This window comes from Pseudomonas sp. S3E17 (assembly GCF_024168685.1).
In the GTDB taxonomy this organism is placed as follows: Bacteria; Pseudomonadota; Gammaproteobacteria; order Pseudomonadales; family Pseudomonadaceae; genus Aquipseudomonas; species Aquipseudomonas marginalis.
Genome location: NZ_JALJWE010000001.1, coordinates 1,676,603 through 1,693,831, shown reverse-complemented (window position 1 = coordinate 1,693,831; position 17,229 = coordinate 1,676,603). Strand labels below are relative to the sequence as shown.

At 63.3% G+C, this 17,229-nt stretch carries 13 protein-coding genes; 6 read left to right on the top strand and 7 right to left on the bottom strand.

The features are described 5' to 3' along the window. Positions 1 to 26 precede the first annotated feature (26 nt). The 3 genes from J3D60_RS07185 to J3D60_RS07175 all read right to left on the bottom strand — a co-directional run bounded on the left by J3D60_RS07185 (position 27) and on the right by J3D60_RS07175 (position 2,318). Positions 27 to 377: a hypothetical protein gene (locus J3D60_RS07185; protein ID WP_174557020.1), complete on the bottom strand. Its 351-nt coding sequence runs from the start codon at positions 375 to 377 to the stop codon at positions 27 to 29. Positions 378 to 615: 238 nt separating this feature from the next. Continuing rightward, a complete protein-coding gene (locus tag J3D60_RS07180) occupies positions 616 to 1,908 on the bottom strand; it encodes a sorbosone dehydrogenase family protein (protein ID WP_253490621.1) in 1,293 nt (430 codons plus the stop codon). Then, positions 1,905 to 2,318 (bottom strand): DUF2231 domain-containing protein, encoded by a 414-nt coding sequence (locus J3D60_RS07175; protein ID WP_065942086.1) that lies wholly within the window; start codon positions 2,316 to 2,318, stop codon positions 1,905 to 1,907. Before J3D60_RS07175 ends, J3D60_RS07180 begins: the two co-directional genes overlap by 4 nt. Positions 2,319 to 2,476: 158 nt before the next feature. Here J3D60_RS07175 and J3D60_RS07170 point away from each other — a divergent pair, with 158 nt between their 5' ends. The 4 genes from J3D60_RS07170 (at position 2,477) to J3D60_RS07155 (ending at position 5,622) form a co-directional block, all read left to right on the top strand. Further along, positions 2,477 to 2,956: an ATP-binding protein gene (locus J3D60_RS07170; RefSeq protein WP_253490619.1), complete on the top strand. Its 480-nt coding sequence runs from the start codon at positions 2,477 to 2,479 to the stop codon at positions 2,954 to 2,956. Then, on the top strand, positions 2,953 to 3,747 hold the full coding sequence (locus J3D60_RS07165) for a nucleotidyltransferase domain-containing protein (protein WP_253490617.1): 795 nt from the start codon (positions 2,953 to 2,955) through the stop codon (positions 3,745 to 3,747). Before J3D60_RS07170 ends, J3D60_RS07165 begins: the two co-directional genes overlap by 4 nt. A 98-nt stretch (positions 3,748 to 3,845) precedes the next feature. Then, complete coding sequence (locus tag J3D60_RS07160; protein ID WP_253490615.1) at positions 3,846 to 4,748, top strand: LysR family transcriptional regulator; 903 nt, start codon at positions 3,846 to 3,848, stop codon at positions 4,746 to 4,748. 79 nt (positions 4,749 to 4,827) lie between these two features. Then, a complete protein-coding gene (locus J3D60_RS07155; RefSeq protein WP_253490614.1) occupies positions 4,828 to 5,622 on the top strand; it encodes an alpha/beta fold hydrolase in 795 nt (264 codons plus the stop codon). On the opposite strand, the gene J3D60_RS07150 is transcribed toward J3D60_RS07155, so the two are convergent. Beyond that, positions 5,612 to 7,552: a methyl-accepting chemotaxis protein gene (locus J3D60_RS07150; protein ID WP_253490612.1), complete on the bottom strand. Its 1,941-nt coding sequence runs from the start codon at positions 7,550 to 7,552 to the stop codon at positions 5,612 to 5,614. The two genes, J3D60_RS07155 and J3D60_RS07150, sit on opposite strands and share 11 nt — an antisense overlap. 149 nt (positions 7,553 to 7,701) lie before the next feature. Continuing rightward, on the bottom strand, positions 7,702 to 11,709 hold the full coding sequence (locus tag J3D60_RS07145; protein WP_253490611.1) for a bifunctional nitrate reductase/sulfite reductase flavoprotein subunit alpha: 4,008 nt from the start codon (positions 11,707 to 11,709) through the stop codon (positions 7,702 to 7,704). Between the two features lie 669 nt (positions 11,710 to 12,378). On the opposite strand from J3D60_RS07145, the gene nirB reads away from it, so the two are divergent. Together nirB and nirD are read left to right on the top strand one after the other, a co-directional pair. Then, the gene (nirB, locus tag J3D60_RS07140; RefSeq protein ID WP_253490610.1) at positions 12,379 to 14,922 is read left to right on the top strand and encodes a nitrite reductase large subunit NirB; all 2,544 of its coding nucleotides are present in this window, start codon (positions 12,379 to 12,381) and stop codon (positions 14,920 to 14,922) included. After that, the gene (nirD, locus tag J3D60_RS07135) at positions 14,922 to 15,284 is read left to right on the top strand and encodes a nitrite reductase small subunit NirD (protein WP_253490609.1); all 363 of its coding nucleotides are present in this window, start codon (positions 14,922 to 14,924) and stop codon (positions 15,282 to 15,284) included. The genes nirB and nirD overlap by 1 nt, the downstream gene beginning before the upstream one ends. 51 nt (positions 15,285 to 15,335) lie before the next feature. Here nirD and J3D60_RS07130 read toward each other — a convergent pair whose 3' ends face one another. Next, entirely contained in the window at positions 15,336 to 15,560 is a 225-nt protein-coding gene (locus tag J3D60_RS07130) for a hypothetical protein (RefSeq protein ID WP_027608484.1), read from the bottom strand. A gap of 2 nt (positions 15,561 to 15,562) precedes the next feature. After that, positions 15,563 to 17,146, bottom strand: coding sequence for an NAD(P)/FAD-dependent oxidoreductase (locus J3D60_RS07125; protein WP_253490608.1), 1,584 nt, complete (start codon positions 17,144 to 17,146; stop codon positions 15,563 to 15,565). Positions 17,147 to 17,229 lie beyond the last annotated feature (83 nt).

Below are 17,229 nucleotides of genomic sequence, written 5' to 3'. Positions count from 1 at the left end.
GATTCGAATCGCCATGGCCACGCCGATCAGCACCGCGCCCAGGCCCAGGCGCCGACGAGGGTCGACATTACCGCAATGATCAGGGCCCAGGCATAGAGCGGGCCCGCTTGGGAAAGGCCGAAGCCGAGCGTCGGCAGCGTGAACAAGCCAAGTGCCTGGATGAACGGCAGCAGGCACAGCGTGGCGACACCGGCGCCCCCCATCATCAGTGCGGTCCAGAGGCCGGTTGCCTGCGCCGCGAGGTGCGTCAGTTGCCTTTGGTTGATCACGCTGAACCACAACCAAAGGGCGACCGCACGCAGGGACAAAGCCAGCCCCGCGAACCAGGCGCTTGTATCCAATGCAGGTTGATGAAAACTGCTGATGTTCGACAGCACGAGGCTCGTCGTGAGGCATGCCAGGGGGGCTGCCAGTCGGCGCCATGGGAGCCGGTTGATTGACAGCGGGGCGCTGGTAAGGCCCTGTGCCGAGAGTGTGCATTTGCCCCAGGCTCTATCGATTTATCGGCAGCAGGGAGAGGGCATCCGCGCTGAAGTCATGGCGTTGCTCGACTGGCTGGAGGTGCAATTGCAGGATGAAGGCTGACAGGGGCGCCGCCGCCCCTGTCATATGCCGCTATGGCTTGCGCGTCACCCGCCACACGGTATTGGCCAGGTCGTCGGCGATGATCAGCGCGCCTTTCGGGTCGACCGTCACCCCCACCGGGCGCCCACGGGTCTTGCCGTCGTCACCGCGAAAGCCGGTGGCGAAATCAATCGGCTCACCCGATGGCTTGCCATTGCTGAACGGCACGAAGATCACCTTGTAGCCCACCGGGTTGTCGCGGTTCCAGCTGCCGTGCTCGCCGACGAATACGCCGTCGGCAAATTGCTCGCCCATGGCCGGGATGGAAAAGTCCACGCCGAGTGCGGCCACGTGGGAGCCCAGGCTGTAGTCGGGCTTGAGCGCGGCGGCGACTTTGGCCGGGTTCTGCGGTTGCGCGCGCGGGTCGACGTTCTGGCCCCAATAGCTGTAGGGCCAGCCGTAGAACGCACCTTCTTTCACCGACGTCAGGTAGTCGGGCACCAGGTCGGGGCCGAGTTCGTCGCGCTCGTTGACCACCGTCCACAGTTGCCCGGAGTCGGGTTGGATGGTCAGCGCCGTGGGGTTGCGCAGGCCGGTGGCGTATGGCTTGTGCGCGCCGGTCGCTGCATCGATCTGCCAGACCATGGCGCGGTCGATTTCCACTTCCATGCCACGTTCGGTCACGTTGCTGTTGGAGCCGATCCCCACATACAACTGGCGTCCATCGGCACTCACCGCCAGGGATTTGGTCCAGTGATGGTTGATCTGCGCCGGCAGGTCGGTGACTTTCACCGGTGCGCCGCTGGCCTTGGTCTGGCCATCGGTGTAGTCGAAGCGCACCAGCGCATCCTGGTTGGCCACGTAGAGCTTGCTATCGGCAAACGCCAGGCCGTAGGGCGCGTTGAGGTTGTCGGCGAACACCGTCTTCAACTCATAGGTGCCGTCACCGTCGGCATCGCGCAGCAGCGTCAGGCGGTTACCGCCTTTTACCTTGGTGTTGCCCTGGGCCTTGATCACGCTGGCGATCACATCCTTGGGCTTGAGCTTGGCCGCACTGCCGCCACGGCCTTCGGCGATCAGGATGTCACCGTTGGGCAGCACCAACGTCTGGCGCGGGATGGCCAGGTCGGTGGCGATGGCCGTGACGCTGTAGCCGTCGGGCACCTTGGGTTTCTGATCGCCCCAGGGGGTGGGCTCGGCGATCTTCATGCTCGGCAACAGGCTGCTTTGTTGCTCCGGCAACGTGGGGTCGGGGCCACGGGCCTGGGTCTTGTCACCTTCGCCGCCGCAGGCGCTCAGCAACAGCGCGGCGCTCAATACGCTCAGTGTGTGGGACGTTTTCATTTGGCACCTCCCGAGCGCAGGCCGGTCCAGGTGGCCGCCAGTGTCAGCAGCAAGACGACGGCCGACATGATCAGCCCGGCAGGCATTGAGGCGTAGGCATCCTTGGCATGTTGAAAGGCATTGACCAGCCCTAATACCCAGGTGGCTAACAGCAGCAGGACATACCGCGTGGGTTGCCCCGCCTTGCGCTCGGCGCGAAGCAGGTTGACCAGCGCAAACAGGAACGCGAACCCACAGAACACCAGAGCACCGGCAATCAACCAGGACGCAAAGTTGGCCCATTGGATCTGGTAGGTCTGGGTGTAGGCAATGTCGCTGAGCAAGGCCCCAAGAAACAGCGGCACGGTGCCGGCCAGCAAGGTCGCATGCAGCGGCCCCGGCGTGTATCGGTAGGCGGGAAGGGTTGTCATGGTAAGGCGGCTCCTTGTTGTACAACGCCCCTGGTCGGGGCTGCGCATAGAAAATGAACGCCTTACGTATCAGATAGTTCAGCATAATTCGTGTCGAAATATTAAGAACCAGCCGGAAAAGCTGGCATGCTCAAGGCTTCACATAAGGAGCCGTCCCCATGCCAACCCTGCACCTACTGTGCGGCAAGATCGCCTCGGGCAAGTCAACACTGGCCAAGACCCTGGCGGCCGAACACGCCGCCATCCTGCTCAGCGAAGACACCTGGCTCGCCCAGTTGTACCCCGGTGAAATCCTCTCGATCGCCGACTACCTACGCTGTGCCCAGCGTATTCGCGGGGTGTTGGGCCCGTTGGTGATCAACCTGCTTGAGTCCGGCGTCAACGTGGTGCTGGATTTTCCCGCCAATACCCTGGCCAATCGCGAATGGCTGCTGGGGTTGGCGCAGGCCGCCAAGGTGTCGCACCGCCTGCATTACCTCGAGCTGGACGACGCCACCTGCCGCGCAAGGCTGCATGCGCGCAATGCCCGGGGCGATCATGATTTCGCGGCAACGGATGCCGAGTTCGACCTGATCACCCGGCATTTCTGCGTGCCGAGCGAGGCGGAAGGGCTGGTGATCGAGGTGCATCGCCCATGAGTACGCCTTCTGCGGGCATCGACGCGGACGGTTTTATCCTCACCGTCCCCGACACCGCCGTGCAGCTTGAATACCAGCCGTTGCTGGCGGACGTCTGCGCGTCGCTCTCGAGGGACGACCTGGGCCTGGACGGCCTCTATCTCTACGGCAGTGTCGCAAGGGGCGATGCCACTCCCGGCGTTTCCGACCTCGACCTCACCTTGGTGCTGCGCGAGCCGGCAACCGCGGAGCTATTGGCCCGGCTGGAGGCAGTCCGGCGTGCGCTGGAGCAGCGGCACCCCCTTGTCACCAAGGTGGATTTCGATATCGGCCACCGCGCGCAAGTACTGGCGGCGGAAAACCGCAACAGGTGGGGCTTCTGGCTCAAACACCAGTGCCGCTGCCTGTGGGGCAATGATCTGTCAGTGCATTTCGAACGGTTTCGGCCATCCCGTGACATCGCGCTGGCGGTAAATGGTGATTTTCACGCCGTATTGAGCACGTACCTCACGTGCATCGCGTGCGCCGACACCGAGACGCAGCGACTTCGCTTGCAGCGCGAGGCTTCACGCAAGCTGATCAGGTCCACCCATGTATTGCTTTCGGAAGATGCGTCGACATGGCCCCGCACCCTCGAAGAGCATGTGGCGATGTTCGTCCGGGGGTATCCGCAGCGGGTCACTCACCTTGCGTTCTTTCTCTTTGAGGCCAGGAATCCTGGCGCCACGATGGAAAACTTCACCGCGCGGCTTCGGGCTTTTCTGGATTGGATGGATTCACCCACCGTCCTTCCTACGTACGTAGCGGATTAAAAATGTGGGGCTGTGCTTGCGCCATATGGCTTATCCAAAGATGATAGGTTTATTGGCGCTAAACCTGACCTTTCATACGTCAAGCCTATGGAATCCCCATGATCAACTTCCGCCTTATTCGCCACCTCTGGCTGTTCCTCGCCGTGGCCGAAGAACAGAACTTCGGCCGTGCCGCCAAGCGCCTGGGTATGTCGCAGCCGCCGTTGAGCGAGCAGATCCAGGTGCTGGAGCAGGCGCTCAAGGTCACGTTGTTCGAGCGTTCGCGGCGGGGCGCCAAGTTGACGCCGGTGGGTGCGGCGATCCTGCCGGCGGTGCGCAAGTTCGCCGAACAGTTGGAGCGCCTGGAGCTGGCGGTGGAGGAGGCGGTGGCGGGGCAGTCGGGCATGCTCACCATCGGCGCGATTTCCACGGCGATGTTTGATGTGTTGCCCGGCTTGATCGATTCGCTCAAGCAGCGATACCCCCAGCTCACCGTGTCAGTGCGCGAGATCGACAGCGTGGAAGCGGTACCGGCGCTGGAGGCGGGGGATATCGACCTGGCGTTTGCGCGATTGGACGGCGACCTCGGCCCGGCGATCCAATCGCTACCGTTGCGCGAGGACCGCCTGATGGTGGCGCTGCCCAGCGATCACCCGCTGGCGTCGCGCACGCGCATCAGCCTGTCGAGTCTGGCCAGCGAGCCTTTGGTGATGTTTTCGCGCAAGGTCAGCCCGGTGTATTTCGATAACCTGATCGCCACGTGCCGCGCCAGCGGGTTCTCGCCGCGGGTGCTGCATGAGGTGCGCTCGGTGGCCTCGCAGATTGCCTTTGTCAGCTGCGGCCAGGGCATCGCGCTGGTGCCGGCCTCGTTGAAAAAACTCGCGCCGGATAACGTGGTGCTGCGGGCCTTGACCCAGAAGCTCAACGTCGTGACGACGGCGGTCGCCTGGAACTCGCAAAGACCAAACCCGTTAGTCACAGAACTGGTCGCACAATTCCAGGCTCATACGATTGGCGTATGAAAACGTTCTGCAATCGGTCATTTACACGCGTAGGGAAACCCTTGAAATTGGCCGCCTTTGTGTTCAAGGAGCCCTCGCCATGTCGTTCACTCACACCCGTCTGCCGCTGACGGTAGATGGCGTATCGCTGGATATCGCCGCCCTGCATCGCTCCGGCGAACACGCGCCGATCCTGTTCCTGCACGGCTTTGGCTCCACCAAGGAAGACTACGCCGATATCGTCCTGCACCCGGCTTTCGACGGGCATCCCTTTGTTGCGTATGACGCGCCCGGCTGTGGCGAAAGTGAATGCGCCGACCTGGGGGCAATCAGCATCCCGTTCCTGCTCGAAACCGCCTTGCAGGTGCTGGAGCACTTCCAGATCGAACGTTTCCACCTGGTCGGCCACTCCATGGGCGGGTTGACGGCCTTGCTGCTGGCGCACCGTTTCCCTGGCCGTGTCCTGAGCTTCATCGATATCGAAGGCAATATCGCCCCGGAAGACTGCTTTCTCAGTCGCCAGATCGTCGACTACCCGGCGGATGACCCGGAGGTGTTCTTCAGCGCCTTCATCGAACGCACCCGCCAGGCGCCGGCGTATGCCAGCGCCCTGTATTCAGCGAGCCTGCGCCACAAAGTCCGCGCCGGTGCGGTGCGCGGGATTTTCCAGTCGATGGTGACGCTTTCCGACAACGCCGACCTGATGGACAAGTTCCTCGGCCTGCCATGCCCGAAGCTGTTCATGTACGGCGCGCAGAACGCCGGGCTGTCCTACCTGCCGCACATCCAGGCCAACGGCGTGCGCCTGGCACCCATTGCCACGTGCGGGCACTTCCCGATGTATTCCAACCCGCAGGCGATGTGGCAACAGATCGCGGCATTCATCAGGACTTGAAGCGCCCCACCAGGCCATTCAACTCATCCGACAGATTCGACAGGCGCCCCGAGTCGTCCTGCGCCGAGTTGGCCAGGCTTTCCACCAGGCGTGCCTCGTCGTAGATCTGCTGGATATGCCGGTTGATCTCTTCGGCCACGCTGTGTTGTTCCTCGGCGGCGGCGGAGATTTGCAGGTTCTGGTCACGGATCTCGTTGACCGACAGCTGGATGCCTTCAAAGCTGTCCCGCGCGCTTTCGATGGACGACACACTGGCCCGTGACAGGTCCAGGCAACTGCCCATTTTTTGCGTGACTTCCTGGGTCTTGTTTTCCAGGGTGCCGAGCAACTGCTCGATCTCGCCGGTGGAGTCGGAGGTGCGCTTGGCCAACGCGCGCACCTCGTCGGCGACCACGGCAAAACCACGGCCCTGGTCACCGGCACGGGCGGCCTCGATGGCGGCGTTGAGGGCCAGCAGGTTGGTCTGTTCGGCAATCGCACGGATGGTGCCGATGATCTGGTTGATGCTGCGGCTGCCGGCTTCGAGTTCGACCATGGCGTCGGACGACTCGGTCAAGCGGCGGCCCAGGCGGTTGACGTTATCGGTGGTGACTTCGATCTGCTGCTTGCCCTCGGCCACGCGGCGATGGCCGTTCTCCGCCGACTCTGCCGCACTGCTGCAGGAGCGGGCGACTTCGTTGGCGGTGGCGACCATTTCGTTGAACGCGGTGGACACCAGTTCCACCGCCTCGCGCTGGCGCCCGGCGGCTTCGTTCATGTTGTGCGCCACTTCGCTGTTGACCTTGGAGGCGTTGTGCAAATTGGCCGAGGCGGCACCGATGTGCTGGATCAATTGGCGAATCGCGGCAAGGAACTTGTTGAACCAGCCGGCGAGTTCAGCGGTTTCATCCTTGCCCTGCACCTGCAGTGCGTGACGCAGGTCGCCTTCGCCCTCTGCGATCGACTGCAAGCCGCTGCTGACCTGGCCGATGGGCTTGACGATCACTTTGGAAAACGCCGCCGCAAGCACGCCGAAGATCAGCACCAGCACGCCGACGATGACCGCTGTGAGGTAGGTCATGCGCGTGGCTTCGGCCATGACTTCGCGGTGCTCGATCAGGCCGATATAGCGCCAGCCCAAGCCGGGAGAGGTCCACACGTTGGCCATGTAGCGCACGCCGTCGATTTCCACCTCGGTAGAACCCTGGGACGTCTCGGCCAGGTGCGCATAGGCGGCGCCCAGGTCCTTGAGCGGCTTGAAACTGTGGGCGGCGTCGCGCGGGTCGACCAGCACCACGCCGTCTTCGATCAGCATCACGTAGCCGCTTTCGCCGAGCTTGATGCTCTTGACCAGTTCGGTGAGGTTCTTCAGCGACACGCTGACCACGAACACGCCCTTGGCCTTGCCGGCGTTATCCAGCAACGCCCGGGCAGTGCCCACCAGCGCCACATCGTCTTTGTCGTAGTAGTAAGCCGGCGTGCGCACGGTCTTGCCGGGGCTGGCCATCGCGGCCTTGTACCAGGGGCGCGTGCGTGGGTCGTACTTGGCCAGCTGCGGGTCATCCGGCCATTTGGCGTAGGTACCATCTTCCAGGCCGATGGACAGGATCGCGGCGGCCGGGTGCGTGGCGCCGAAGCGTGCAAAGCGCTTGATCACATCCTGCGCCGCCGCCGGCATCGGCTGGCTGGCTGCATCGGCAGGCTGGTAATTCTTCAGAGAGTCCACGGAGGTGTATACAGGATCGGTGGCCATTTGATCGACGTTCTGCAGTGTGCCGTCGAAGAACTGGCGGATATTGCCATCGATCTGGCGGATTTCCCGGGTGCTGCCATCGATAAACTGATCCACCGCCTGGGTCCGTGTGTTCATCACGGAGATCACGGCCACCAGGCTTACCGGAATAAACGCCACAGAGACAAATGCCAGCACCAGCTTATTTTTTATTTTCATCGAGACGACCATCAGCGCAGAGGGTGGTCAAATCGTCCGCTCAGGAAAAACAGCGCGGCGATTTGCTATCACCGCTGTTTCGGCCCGGTGCCGGTAAATCTTTAGGGTTTTTTGTACACAATACAAAGTGCTTATTGTTCTGTATCCAATCAGTAGACATCACGCAGGTAACGCTTCTGTTCGCTCAACTGGCGCCAGTACTCCACTGCGCCCTCAACGCCAAGCCCGCCGTGGGTTTGCGCGACCTGGCGCAACGCCTGGTCGACGTCCTTGGCCATATGGCTGGCGTCCCCGCAGATATACAGCCTGGCGCCGTCCTGCAACCAGCGCCACAGCTCGGCCCCCTGTTCGTGGATGCGGTCCTGTACGTAGATCTTTTGCGCCTGGTCGCGGGAGAACGCCAGGCTCAGGTGGGTGAGCAGGCCATCGCGCTGCATGCCTTGCAGTTCATCCTGGTAATAGAAGTCGCTGGCCGCGTGTTGCTCGCCGAAGAACAGCCAGTTGCGGCCCTGGTGCCCCTGGGCCCGGCGTTCCTGCAAAAACGCGCGGAACGGCGCCACACCGGTGCCGGGGCCGATCATGATCATCGGCACGTCGCCGTCGGCCGGTGTGCGGAAGTGCTTGGACGGCTGCACGAACAACGGCACTTCGCTGTCTGCGGCGCGGTCGGCGAGGAAAGTCGAGGAAACGCCCTTGCGCTTGCCATAACGCACGGCGGCCACGGTGAGGTGCACTTCCTGTGGGTAGGCCTTGGCGCTGGAGGCGATTGAATACAAACGTGGTTGCAGGCGCTTGAGGGTGCCGAGCAGTTCGTCCGCCGAGCAATCGATGGGGTACTCGTGCAGCACATCCACCAGTTGCCGGCCCCACAGCCAAGCCTGCAGTTCGGTCTTGTGCTCGGGGCTCAGCAGGCGCTTAAGGCCTGGGTTGGCACTGCGCTCGGCGATAAAGGCTAGGGTGTCGCTGCTGGGGCGGGCGATTTCGAAACGCTGGGTCAATGCCTGGTGCAGCGGTACATCGCCGAAGGTGTCGATGTTCACGCAGGCACTGGCATCCAGGCGCGTCAGATCGAGCAGTTCGCTGACCAGCTCTGGGCAGTTGCGTGGCATGACCCCCAGGGCATCACCGGCTTCATAGCTCAGCCCGGAGTCGGTCAGGTCCAGGGCGAACTGGCGGGTTTCCTTGTGGGTGCTCTGCGGGTTCAGGTGCCGGTTGAGCAGCAGCCGTGAGCCATGCAGCTTGGTTTTGCCAGCCGGTGTGGCGGGTGTTACCGGGGCTACGGGCTTTGCCGGGTGGAGGGTCTGTTGGAATCGGGCCAGCCACGCATCGGCGCGCTCTTCGAATTCGGTGTCGCAATCCACGCGCTCCAGCAGGCGGGTCGCGCCCAACTCCAGCAGGCGCTGGTCGAGTCGCTGGCCGTGCTTGCAAAACTGGTCGTAATTCGGATCGCCCAGGGCCAGTACCGCAAAGCGCAGCGACTCCAGGCGCATCTCGGCGGTGCTGAGGCTGTGCCAGAAGCCTTCGCCGTTGTCCGGCGGGTCGCCGTCGCCGAAGGTGCTGCTGATCAACGCCAGGTTTTGCGTGCTCGCCAGTTTGCTGGCCGGGAAATCCGCCATCGCGCTGAGCTCGACGCTGATACCGGCTTCGCGCAGGCGCTTGGCGAATCGCTCGGCGAGGGCTTCGGCGTTGCCGGTCTGGGAGGCCCATAGCAGGGTGACGGCCGGGAAGGGCGTTGCGGCGATGGCGCTGACGTCTGCGCGGCTGAACAATCCGCCGAGCAAACCGTCCAGCCACAGTCGGGAATCCTTGGTCAGCGGCGCATGGGTTGGCATCACCGGCACACCGGCTGCCTGGCGCCCGGCGTCGGAGCGCAGACCGCTGAGGAAACCTGCCAGGTAAGTACGCTCGCTGTCGCTCAGTGGCGGCGCTGGCACGTTACGGAGGCCGGCAATATCGGCGAAGGCGTCGAGGCGCGACATGGTGAGGTCCTCTGCTAAGGCGGGCAGGTCTTGCGAGACCGGCCCATCGAGAAACTGGTGATCGATCAACTCGACCCGGGCCAGGGCGACGGCACAGAACTTGAACTCGGGTTGCAGCGAAATCGGATCGACCGCGTCGTTGGTCACCGCGTTGATCGCCAGGTTTTCGCCAAATACATCGTTCCAGTGGAAAGGCGCAAAACAGTTGCCCGGCCGCACGCGGTCGGTGACCACCGCAGGCAGTACGGCACGCCCGCGGGAGGAGCGCACCTCCACGCGGTCCTTGTCCTGGATGCCCAGGCTGGCGGCATCTTCGGGGTGCAGTTCGACGAAGGGGCCGGGGTTGAGTTTGTTCAGGGTGGCGACCTTGCCGGTCTTGGTCAGGGTATGCCACTGGTGCTGCAAACGGCCGGTGTTGAGCACGAAAGGGAAGGCTGTGTCGGGCATCTCCGCCGGCGGCATATGCGGACGCGCGAGGAACTGGCCTTTGCCATTTTCGGTGGCGAATCTGAGCGTGCCGGTATTCAGGTAGCGGATCGGGTTGCGCTCCGCACCAGCCTCTGAAGAGCAGGGCCATTGCAGCGGTTGTTCGCGCAGCCGTGCATGGCTGGCGCCACGAATGTCGTAGCCGGTCTTGGGGTTCCAGGCGCGCTTGATCTCGTCGAAGACCTCGGCGGCGCTGGCGTAGGTGAAGGCGTCGGCAAAGCCCATCTCGCAGGCCACCCTGGCGATGATCTGCCAGTCGGGCAAGGTCTGGCCCGGGGGTTCGACGGCTTTTTGCATCAGGGTCAGGTTGCGCTCGGAGTTGATCATCACCCCTTCGGCCTCGGCCCACAGCGCGCCGGGCAGCAGGATGTCGGCGTAGCGGTTGGTTTCGGTGTCGAGGAAGGCGTCCTGGGTGATCACCAGTTCGGCGGCTTGCAGGCCTTCGATGACCTTGCGGCGATTGGGCGCGCTGGCCACCGGGTTGGTGCAGATGATCCAGCAGGCCTTGATCTGCCCGGCGCTCATTTGCTCGAACATCGCCACGGTGCCGCCGCCGACCTGGCGCGGCAGGCTGCCTGGGGGGATCTGCCAGAGGTCTTCGATAAATGCGCGGTCGGCTTCCACCAGCACCGAGCGCTGCCCCGGCAGGCCCGGGCCCATGTAGCCCATCTCACGGCCGCCCATGGCGTTGGGTTGGCCGGTGAGGGAAAACGGCCCGCTGCCGGGGCGGCAGATGGCGCCGGTGGCCAGGTGCAGGTTGCACAGGGCGTTGGTGTTCCAGGTGCCGTGGGTGCTTTGGTTGAGGCCCATGGTCCAGCAGCTCATCCACTCGGCGGCGGCGCCGATCCAGTCGGCGGCCTGGCGGATATCCGCTTCGGCCAGGCCGGTGATCTGGGCGACCGTGTGCGGCGGGTAGTCCTCGAGAAAGCCGGGCATGGCCTCCCAGCCCTCGGTGAACGCGGCAATGAACGCGGGGTCGGTGTGGCCGTTCTTGACCAGCAGGTGCAACAGGCCATTGAGCAGGGCGAGGTCGGTGCCGGGTTTGATCGGCAGGTACAGGCCGGCCTTGTCCGCCGTGGCGCTGCGCCGTGGGTCGACCACGATCAGCTTCGCCCCGGCCTTGACCCGGTCCATCATGCGCAGGAACAGGATCGGGTGACAGTCGGCCATATTGGCGCCGATCACGAAAAACAGATCGGCGCGGTCGAAGTCTTCGTAGGAGCCCGGCGGCCCGTCGGAGCCCAGGGACAGCTTGTAGCCGCTGCCGGCGCTGGCCATGCACAGGCGCGAGTTGGACTCGACGTTGTGGGTGCGCACAAAGCCCTTGGCCAGTTTATTGATCAGGTACTGGGCCTCCAGGGACATTTGTCCGGACACATAAAAGGACAGGGCATCCGGCCCGTGGCTGTCGAGGATGCCGCGCAGGCGCCCGGCGGTTTCGCTGATGGCGGTGTCCATGGCGATGCGCACCGGGTCGTGGTCACGCTTCTCGCGCAGGTAGGCGTTCTCCATCCGCCCGGACTCGGCGATGGCCTGCCCGCAGGTGGTGCCTTTGGTGCACAGGCGGCCGAAGTTGGTGGGGTGGGCCTTGTCACCGATGACCTTGACCACCTTATTGTGCTCGACCTGCATGATGATGCCGCAGCCCACACCACAATAGGGACACACACTGCGTACGCTTTGGTTTGCCATCCGTCACCCTCGAAACTTTTTCTGCCCGCCAACAAAAAAGCGCCCTGCAACCCTCCGTTGGAAACGGGGATTGCACGGCGCCTTTGTCGTGAATGGGCAATCAGCGTTGACTGCTCTGTGTGTGTTCCTAGCAAGTCACGCGCCAATTTCTTAAGCACGGGCAAATAAGCACAGGCAAATTGTGGCAAGCGGGCTTGCTGTGGTGAGCGGGCTTGCCCCGCGCTGGGCTGTGCAGCAGCCCTAAACCCAGGCGCCTCAGTCCTTACAGGAAGTAAGCAGTGGCAGTGATGGGGCGGCTTCGCCACCCAGCGCGGGGCAAGCCCGCTCACCACAATAAGCCCGCTTTTCGTGACCCTTTGATTTCTATCCGGGAATGCACTTTTTTGTCGCGGGATGCACCAGTTGGAGGCGCTGAAGTGTGCATTCAGACTCGATAAGTGCCGCCAGAAGGCGTCGCAGTAAGGCTCGCGACCGATTGGCACAGACCCTGCAAGCTCCCCCTCAACCCACCTCGGTCAACGACGATCGACAACAGGGGCATAAAGCGGTAGATCCGGCGCAGTCGCCGATCCGATCCCGCATAAGAACAGGCAAAGACGCCTGGAACCGCAAGGTTTCAGGCGTTTTTTTTGCTTTTTAAACCGTGATGAACGTTGTCGGGTGCTTGCTATGAACAAACAGATGAAAACCCTGATCGTCGTCGGCAATGGCATGGTCGGCCACCATTGCGTGGAGCAATTGATCGAACGCGGCGCGCTGGATCACTACCGGTTGCACGTGTTCAGCGAAGAGCCGATGCGTGCCTATGACCGCGTGCATCTTTCCGAGTACTTCACCGGCCGCGATGCCGAGTCCCTGGCGTTGTCGGACGCCGCGTTGTACCAGACGCCGGGTGTGACCCTGCACCTAGGTGTACCGGTGCTGGAGATCGATCGCGAACGCTGTGAAGTGATCACCGCCCAGGGCTGCGTGGGCTACGACAAGCTGGTGCTGGCCACCGGCTCCTATCCGTTCGTGCCGCCGATCGAGGGCGCCGAAGGCGACTCGCGGCTGGTGTATCGCACCCTCGAAGACCTCGACGCCATCCGTGCCGCAGCCGCCCATGCCCGCCGTGGTGTGGTGGTGGGCGGTGGCCTGCTCGGCCTGGAAGCCGCCAACGCCCTGAAAAGCCTGGGCCTGGAAGCCCATGTGGTGGAATTCGCGCCGCGCTTGATGCCGGTGCAACTGGATGATTTTGGCGGCCTGGCCCTCAAGGCCCAGATCGAGCGGCTGGGCGTCGGTGTGCATCTGTCCCGCGCCACCCAGTCGATCAGCGCCGGTGAGCAGTACCGCTATCGCATGAACTTTGCCAATGACGAATTCCTTGAGACTGACCTGATTGTGTTCTCCGCCGGGATCCGCGCCCAGGACGCCCTGGCTCGCCAGGCCGGCCTGGACATTGGCCCGCGCGGCGGCGTAGTGATTAACGACGAGTGCTTGAGCTGCGACCCCAACATCTACGCGATTGGCGAATGCGCTTCCTGGAACGGCAGCCTTTTCGGTCTGGTTGCGCCGGGTTACCAGATGGCCCGTGGCGTCGCCGCGCTGTTGTGCGAGCACAGTGCCGAGCCCTTTGTCGGCGCCGACATGTCCACCAAGCTCAAGTTGCTGGGCGTGGACGTGGGCTCCATCGGCGACGCCCACGCCCATACACCGGGTGCGCGCAGCTACCAGTTCATCGACGAGGCGACTGCCAGCTATCGGCGCCTGGTGGTGGATGCGAGCGGCAAACACGTGATCGGCGCGGTACTGGTCGGCGACAACAGCTACTACGACACCTTGCTGCAATACATGCAGAACAGCATCGCGCTGCCGGCCGAACCGGCCAGCCTGATCCTGCCATCGTCCAGCGGCGCACCGACCCTCGGCCCCGGCGCCTTGCCGGACTCGGCCACGGTGTGCTCGTGTCACAACGTCAACAAGGGCGCGATCTGCTCGGCCATCGACGCCGGGTGCAGCGACCTCGGCCTGCTCAAGTCGCAGACCAAGGCCTGCACTGGTTGCGGTGGGTGTGCCGGGTTGCTCAAGCAGGTGTTCGAGCACGAGCTGATTGCCCGTGGCGTCAGCGTCGACAAGAGCCTGTGCGAACACTTCGCCTACACCCGCCAGGAGTTGTATGCCCTGGTGCGCGTGGAAGGCGTGACCACGTTTGAAGAACTGCTGGCCAAGCATGGCCGTGGCCACATCGGCTGTGACGTGTGCAAACCGGCGGTGGGGTCGATCCTGGCCTCGTGCTGGAACCAGCCGATCATGGACGCGTCCCTGGTGCCGCTGCAGGACACCAACGATACCTTTATGGCCAACATGCAGAAGAACGGCACCTACTCGGTGGTGCCGCGTATTCCCGGCGGCGAGATCACCGCCGACAAGTTGATCGTGATTGGCGAAGTGGCGAAGAAATACGACCTCTACACCAAGATCACCGGCGGCCAGCGCATCGACCTGTTTGGTGCGCAACTGCACGAGCTGCCGGACATCTGGGCCGAGCTGATCGCCGCCGGGTTTGAAACCGGCCACGCCTATGGCAAGTCCACGCGCACGGTGAAGTCCTGCGTGGGCAGCACCTGGTGCCGCTACGGTGTGCAGGACAGCGTGAAAATGGCGCTGCTGATCGAGGACCGCTACAAGGGCCTGCGTTCGCCGCACAAGCTCAAGTTCGCGGTGTCCGGCTGCACCCGCGAATGCGCCGAGGCGCAGAGCAAGGACGTGGGCGTGATCGCCACCGAGAAGGGCTGGAACCTGTACATCGCCGGCAACGGCGGCATGCGCCCACGCCACGCCGAACTGTTCGCCACCGACCTGGATGACGCCACGCTGATCCAGTACATCGACCGCTTCCTGATGTTCTACATCCGCACCGCCGACAAGTTGCAACGCACCTCGGTCTGGCGCGAAAGCCTGGAAGGCGGCCTGGATTTCCTCAAGGACGTGATCCTGCACGACAGCCTGGGCCTGGGCGCCGAGCTCGAAGCGCAGATGCAACTGGTGGTCGACCGCTATGAATGCGAGTGGGCCAACGCCCTCAAGGACCCGGAAAAACTCAAGCGCTTCCGCACCTTCGTCAACGACAAACGCCCCGACCCGGACATCCACTTTGTCCAGGAACGCGGCCAGCGTCGGCCGATCATGGCCGCCGAACTCAACCTGATTGCCGTCACCGAGGAGCTTGCCTGATGAGCCAGTCCAACACGCAGCGCAACCTTGCCACCTGGAAAAGCGTGTGCAAAGAGACCGACCTGGTGAGTAATTCCGGCGTCGTGGTGTGGCTGGACGGCGCCCAAGTCGCGCTGTTCTACCTGCCCGGCGCCCAGGACCAGACGCTGTACGCCATCGACAACCACGACCCGGAATCCGGCGCGAATGTGATCGGACGCGGGCTGGTCGGCAGCATCAAGGGCGACCTGGTGGTGGCCGCGCCGATCTATAAGCAGCATTACCGTTTGGAAGACGGCCAATGCCTGGAGGCACCGCACCAGCGTTTGCGGGTGTGGCCGGTGCGGCTGAGCGGTGGGGTGGTGGAGTTGGGAGTGGACTGATGCAGCACTGCAGGTGAATGGCCAAGCCGCTCTCCTGCAGCACCCTGGCGCCTACTTGCCGGCTTTGCGGCTGGCCGGCCTGAACAGCAGGCTCAAGAGGAACACAGCCGTCTTGATATCAAGCAGGCGCAAGGCTGCACGTGCTTCTTCCGGTCGCACCCTGGCCAGCATGGGCATGGCGCCGAAGATCTTACCCTTGAGTACCAGGTCGTCACCGCTGCGCTCTATGGCGCTCACGGTCATCAGCTCGCTGTTGTCGCTGCCGAATATTTTCATGATCAGTTCCTTGTCACACGGTCGAAATCGATGCCCAGGTCATCGAATATTTTGATTGCGGTGCCCCGGCCGGCGCCGAATACGCCGCCGCCCGGGTGCATGAAAGGACCCACCAGGTACAGGTTGTCCAGCCCGGGTACGCTCAAGCGGCCGAGGTCGGGCGTAGGGCGGTGGGCGAAACTCTGGTAGAAGTAGGGGGCGACGCCGTGTACATCGCCCTTGACCATGGAGTTGGGCGAACTGCGTTCCAGGTCCAGCGGCGAGCACACCTTGCGGGCGATGATGTTATCCGGCGTAAGGTTCTTGACGAACTTGCGGTACGCCTGGAGGCTCAGATCGCCGAATTCCTCCTTGTACTCGTCCCAGCGCGCGGCACCGCCTTCGGCGAGGTCATAGGGTGCGAACGTCATACCGTGGAACATGCCCTTGCCTGGCGGCACGCGGGTCGGGTCGTTGATGCTCTCGTCGCCACCGGCCACCAGCCTGCGCCTGGACACCCGCCCACGGCGCAACTCGTCGAAGTCGTCGAGCATGTCGCTCAGGCGGTCGCAGCTCATCATGGTCAGCATCGTGGCGCGACCGACATCGGCGCCGGCATGAAACTCGGCCTGCCGGTGCAAGTCGTAGTGGCTGACGAACAGGCTGAATGGGGCCAGCGTGGCGCGTTCGGCGCGTGCGGTCACCCCAGGATCAAGCCCGTCGACGAAGCGTTTGATTACATGGGGGTGCAAGGCGCCGACCACCGCGTCTCGGGCCAGAATTCGCTCACCGTCGGCCAGCTCCACACCGTTGGTGCGCCCGCCTTCGACGATCACCTTGTGCACTTCGCTGTTACAACGGATCTCGCCGCCGTGGTGCTCGATGCAGCGCACCAGGGCTTCTGAAAGCTTGCCACTGCCACCCACCGGTTGCGACACGCCGTAGGTGTGCATGATGCCGACGAACACATACACACCCATACCTGTACCCAACTCGTCCGGGGCTTGCAGGTTTTCGGCGATCACCCGCAACAGGTGGATCTTGACCTTGTCGTGCTCAAACAGGTTGTCGACGATGTCCAGGGTACTGCGCTGCATGGCGTCGAACATCTCGCGGCCTTCCTGGCTCTGGTCAAGCATGGCGACCATGGCCCCCATGGGCGGCGGGGGCGAATAGAAACCGGAGAGGAACATCGGCAGCAGTCCGGCGGCCTTGGTCGCCAGCTTGCGATAGGTCTCTGCGTCGCGAGGCGACACGCTGGCGATGGATTCGCAGGCCTTGTCCAGGTCGCGGTAGGTGATCAGTGCGCTGCCGTCTTCGAAGACGGTCGCATGGGGCACATCGGAGTAGTTGTACTTGAGGCCGAACCGGCTGAACAGACCGAGCTCGTCGCGGGTGATCATGGGGTTGCCCTGGATCATGATATGCACGCTGGAGTGCTCGTCATGCCAGAAGCCTGGAGTGTTAAGCTGGCGCGTTGTCACGCCACCGCCCACATAGTCCTTGCGTTCCAGCACGAGGACTTTTTTGCCGGCCTTGGCCAGATAGGCTGCGGCCACGAGGCCATTGTGCCCGCCGCCGATGGCGACGATATCGTAATGATTCATAGGATCTTCCGCTTCTGTTGTTTTTGTTGTCGGCGTACTGCCCGGGGGCAGGGCGCCGCTGTGCCGGATACTGGTGCAGCGGG

Bases quoted from the DNA above. Each gene is read 5' to 3' on its own strand.
- J3D60_RS07165 (WP_253490617.1), top strand. From the start codon at position 2,953: ATGAGTACGCCTTCTGCGGGCATCGACGCGGACGGTTTTATCCTCACC.
- J3D60_RS07180 (WP_253490621.1), bottom strand. From the start codon at position 1,908: ATGAAAACGTCCCACACACTGAGCGTATTGAGCGCCGCGCTGTTGCTG.
- nirD (WP_253490609.1), top strand. From the start codon at position 14,922: ATGAGCCAGTCCAACACGCAGCGCAACCTTGCCACCTGGAAAAGCGTG.
- J3D60_RS07160 (WP_253490615.1), top strand. From the start codon at position 3,846: ATGATCAACTTCCGCCTTATTCGCCACCTCTGGCTGTTCCTCGCCGTG.
- J3D60_RS07170 (WP_253490619.1), top strand. From the start codon at position 2,477: ATGCCAACCCTGCACCTACTGTGCGGCAAGATCGCCTCGGGCAAGTCA.
- J3D60_RS07175 (WP_065942086.1), bottom strand. From the start codon at position 2,318: ATGACAACCCTTCCCGCCTACCGATACACGCCGGGGCCGCTGCATGCG.
- J3D60_RS07130 (WP_027608484.1), bottom strand. From the start codon at position 15,560: ATGAAAATATTCGGCAGCGACAACAGCGAGCTGATGACCGTGAGCGCC.
- J3D60_RS07150 (WP_253490612.1), bottom strand. From the start codon at position 7,552: ATGAAAATAAAAAATAAGCTGGTGCTGGCATTTGTCTCTGTGGCGTTT.
- J3D60_RS07145 (WP_253490611.1), bottom strand. From the start codon at position 11,709: ATGGCAAACCAAAGCGTACGCAGTGTGTGTCCCTATTGTGGTGTGGGC.
- J3D60_RS07155 (WP_253490614.1), top strand. From the start codon at position 4,828: ATGTCGTTCACTCACACCCGTCTGCCGCTGACGGTAGATGGCGTATCG.
- J3D60_RS07125 (WP_253490608.1), bottom strand. From the start codon at position 17,146: ATGAATCATTACGATATCGTCGCCATCGGCGGCGGGCACAATGGCCTC.
- nirB (WP_253490610.1), top strand. From the start codon at position 12,379: ATGAACAAACAGATGAAAACCCTGATCGTCGTCGGCAATGGCATGGTC.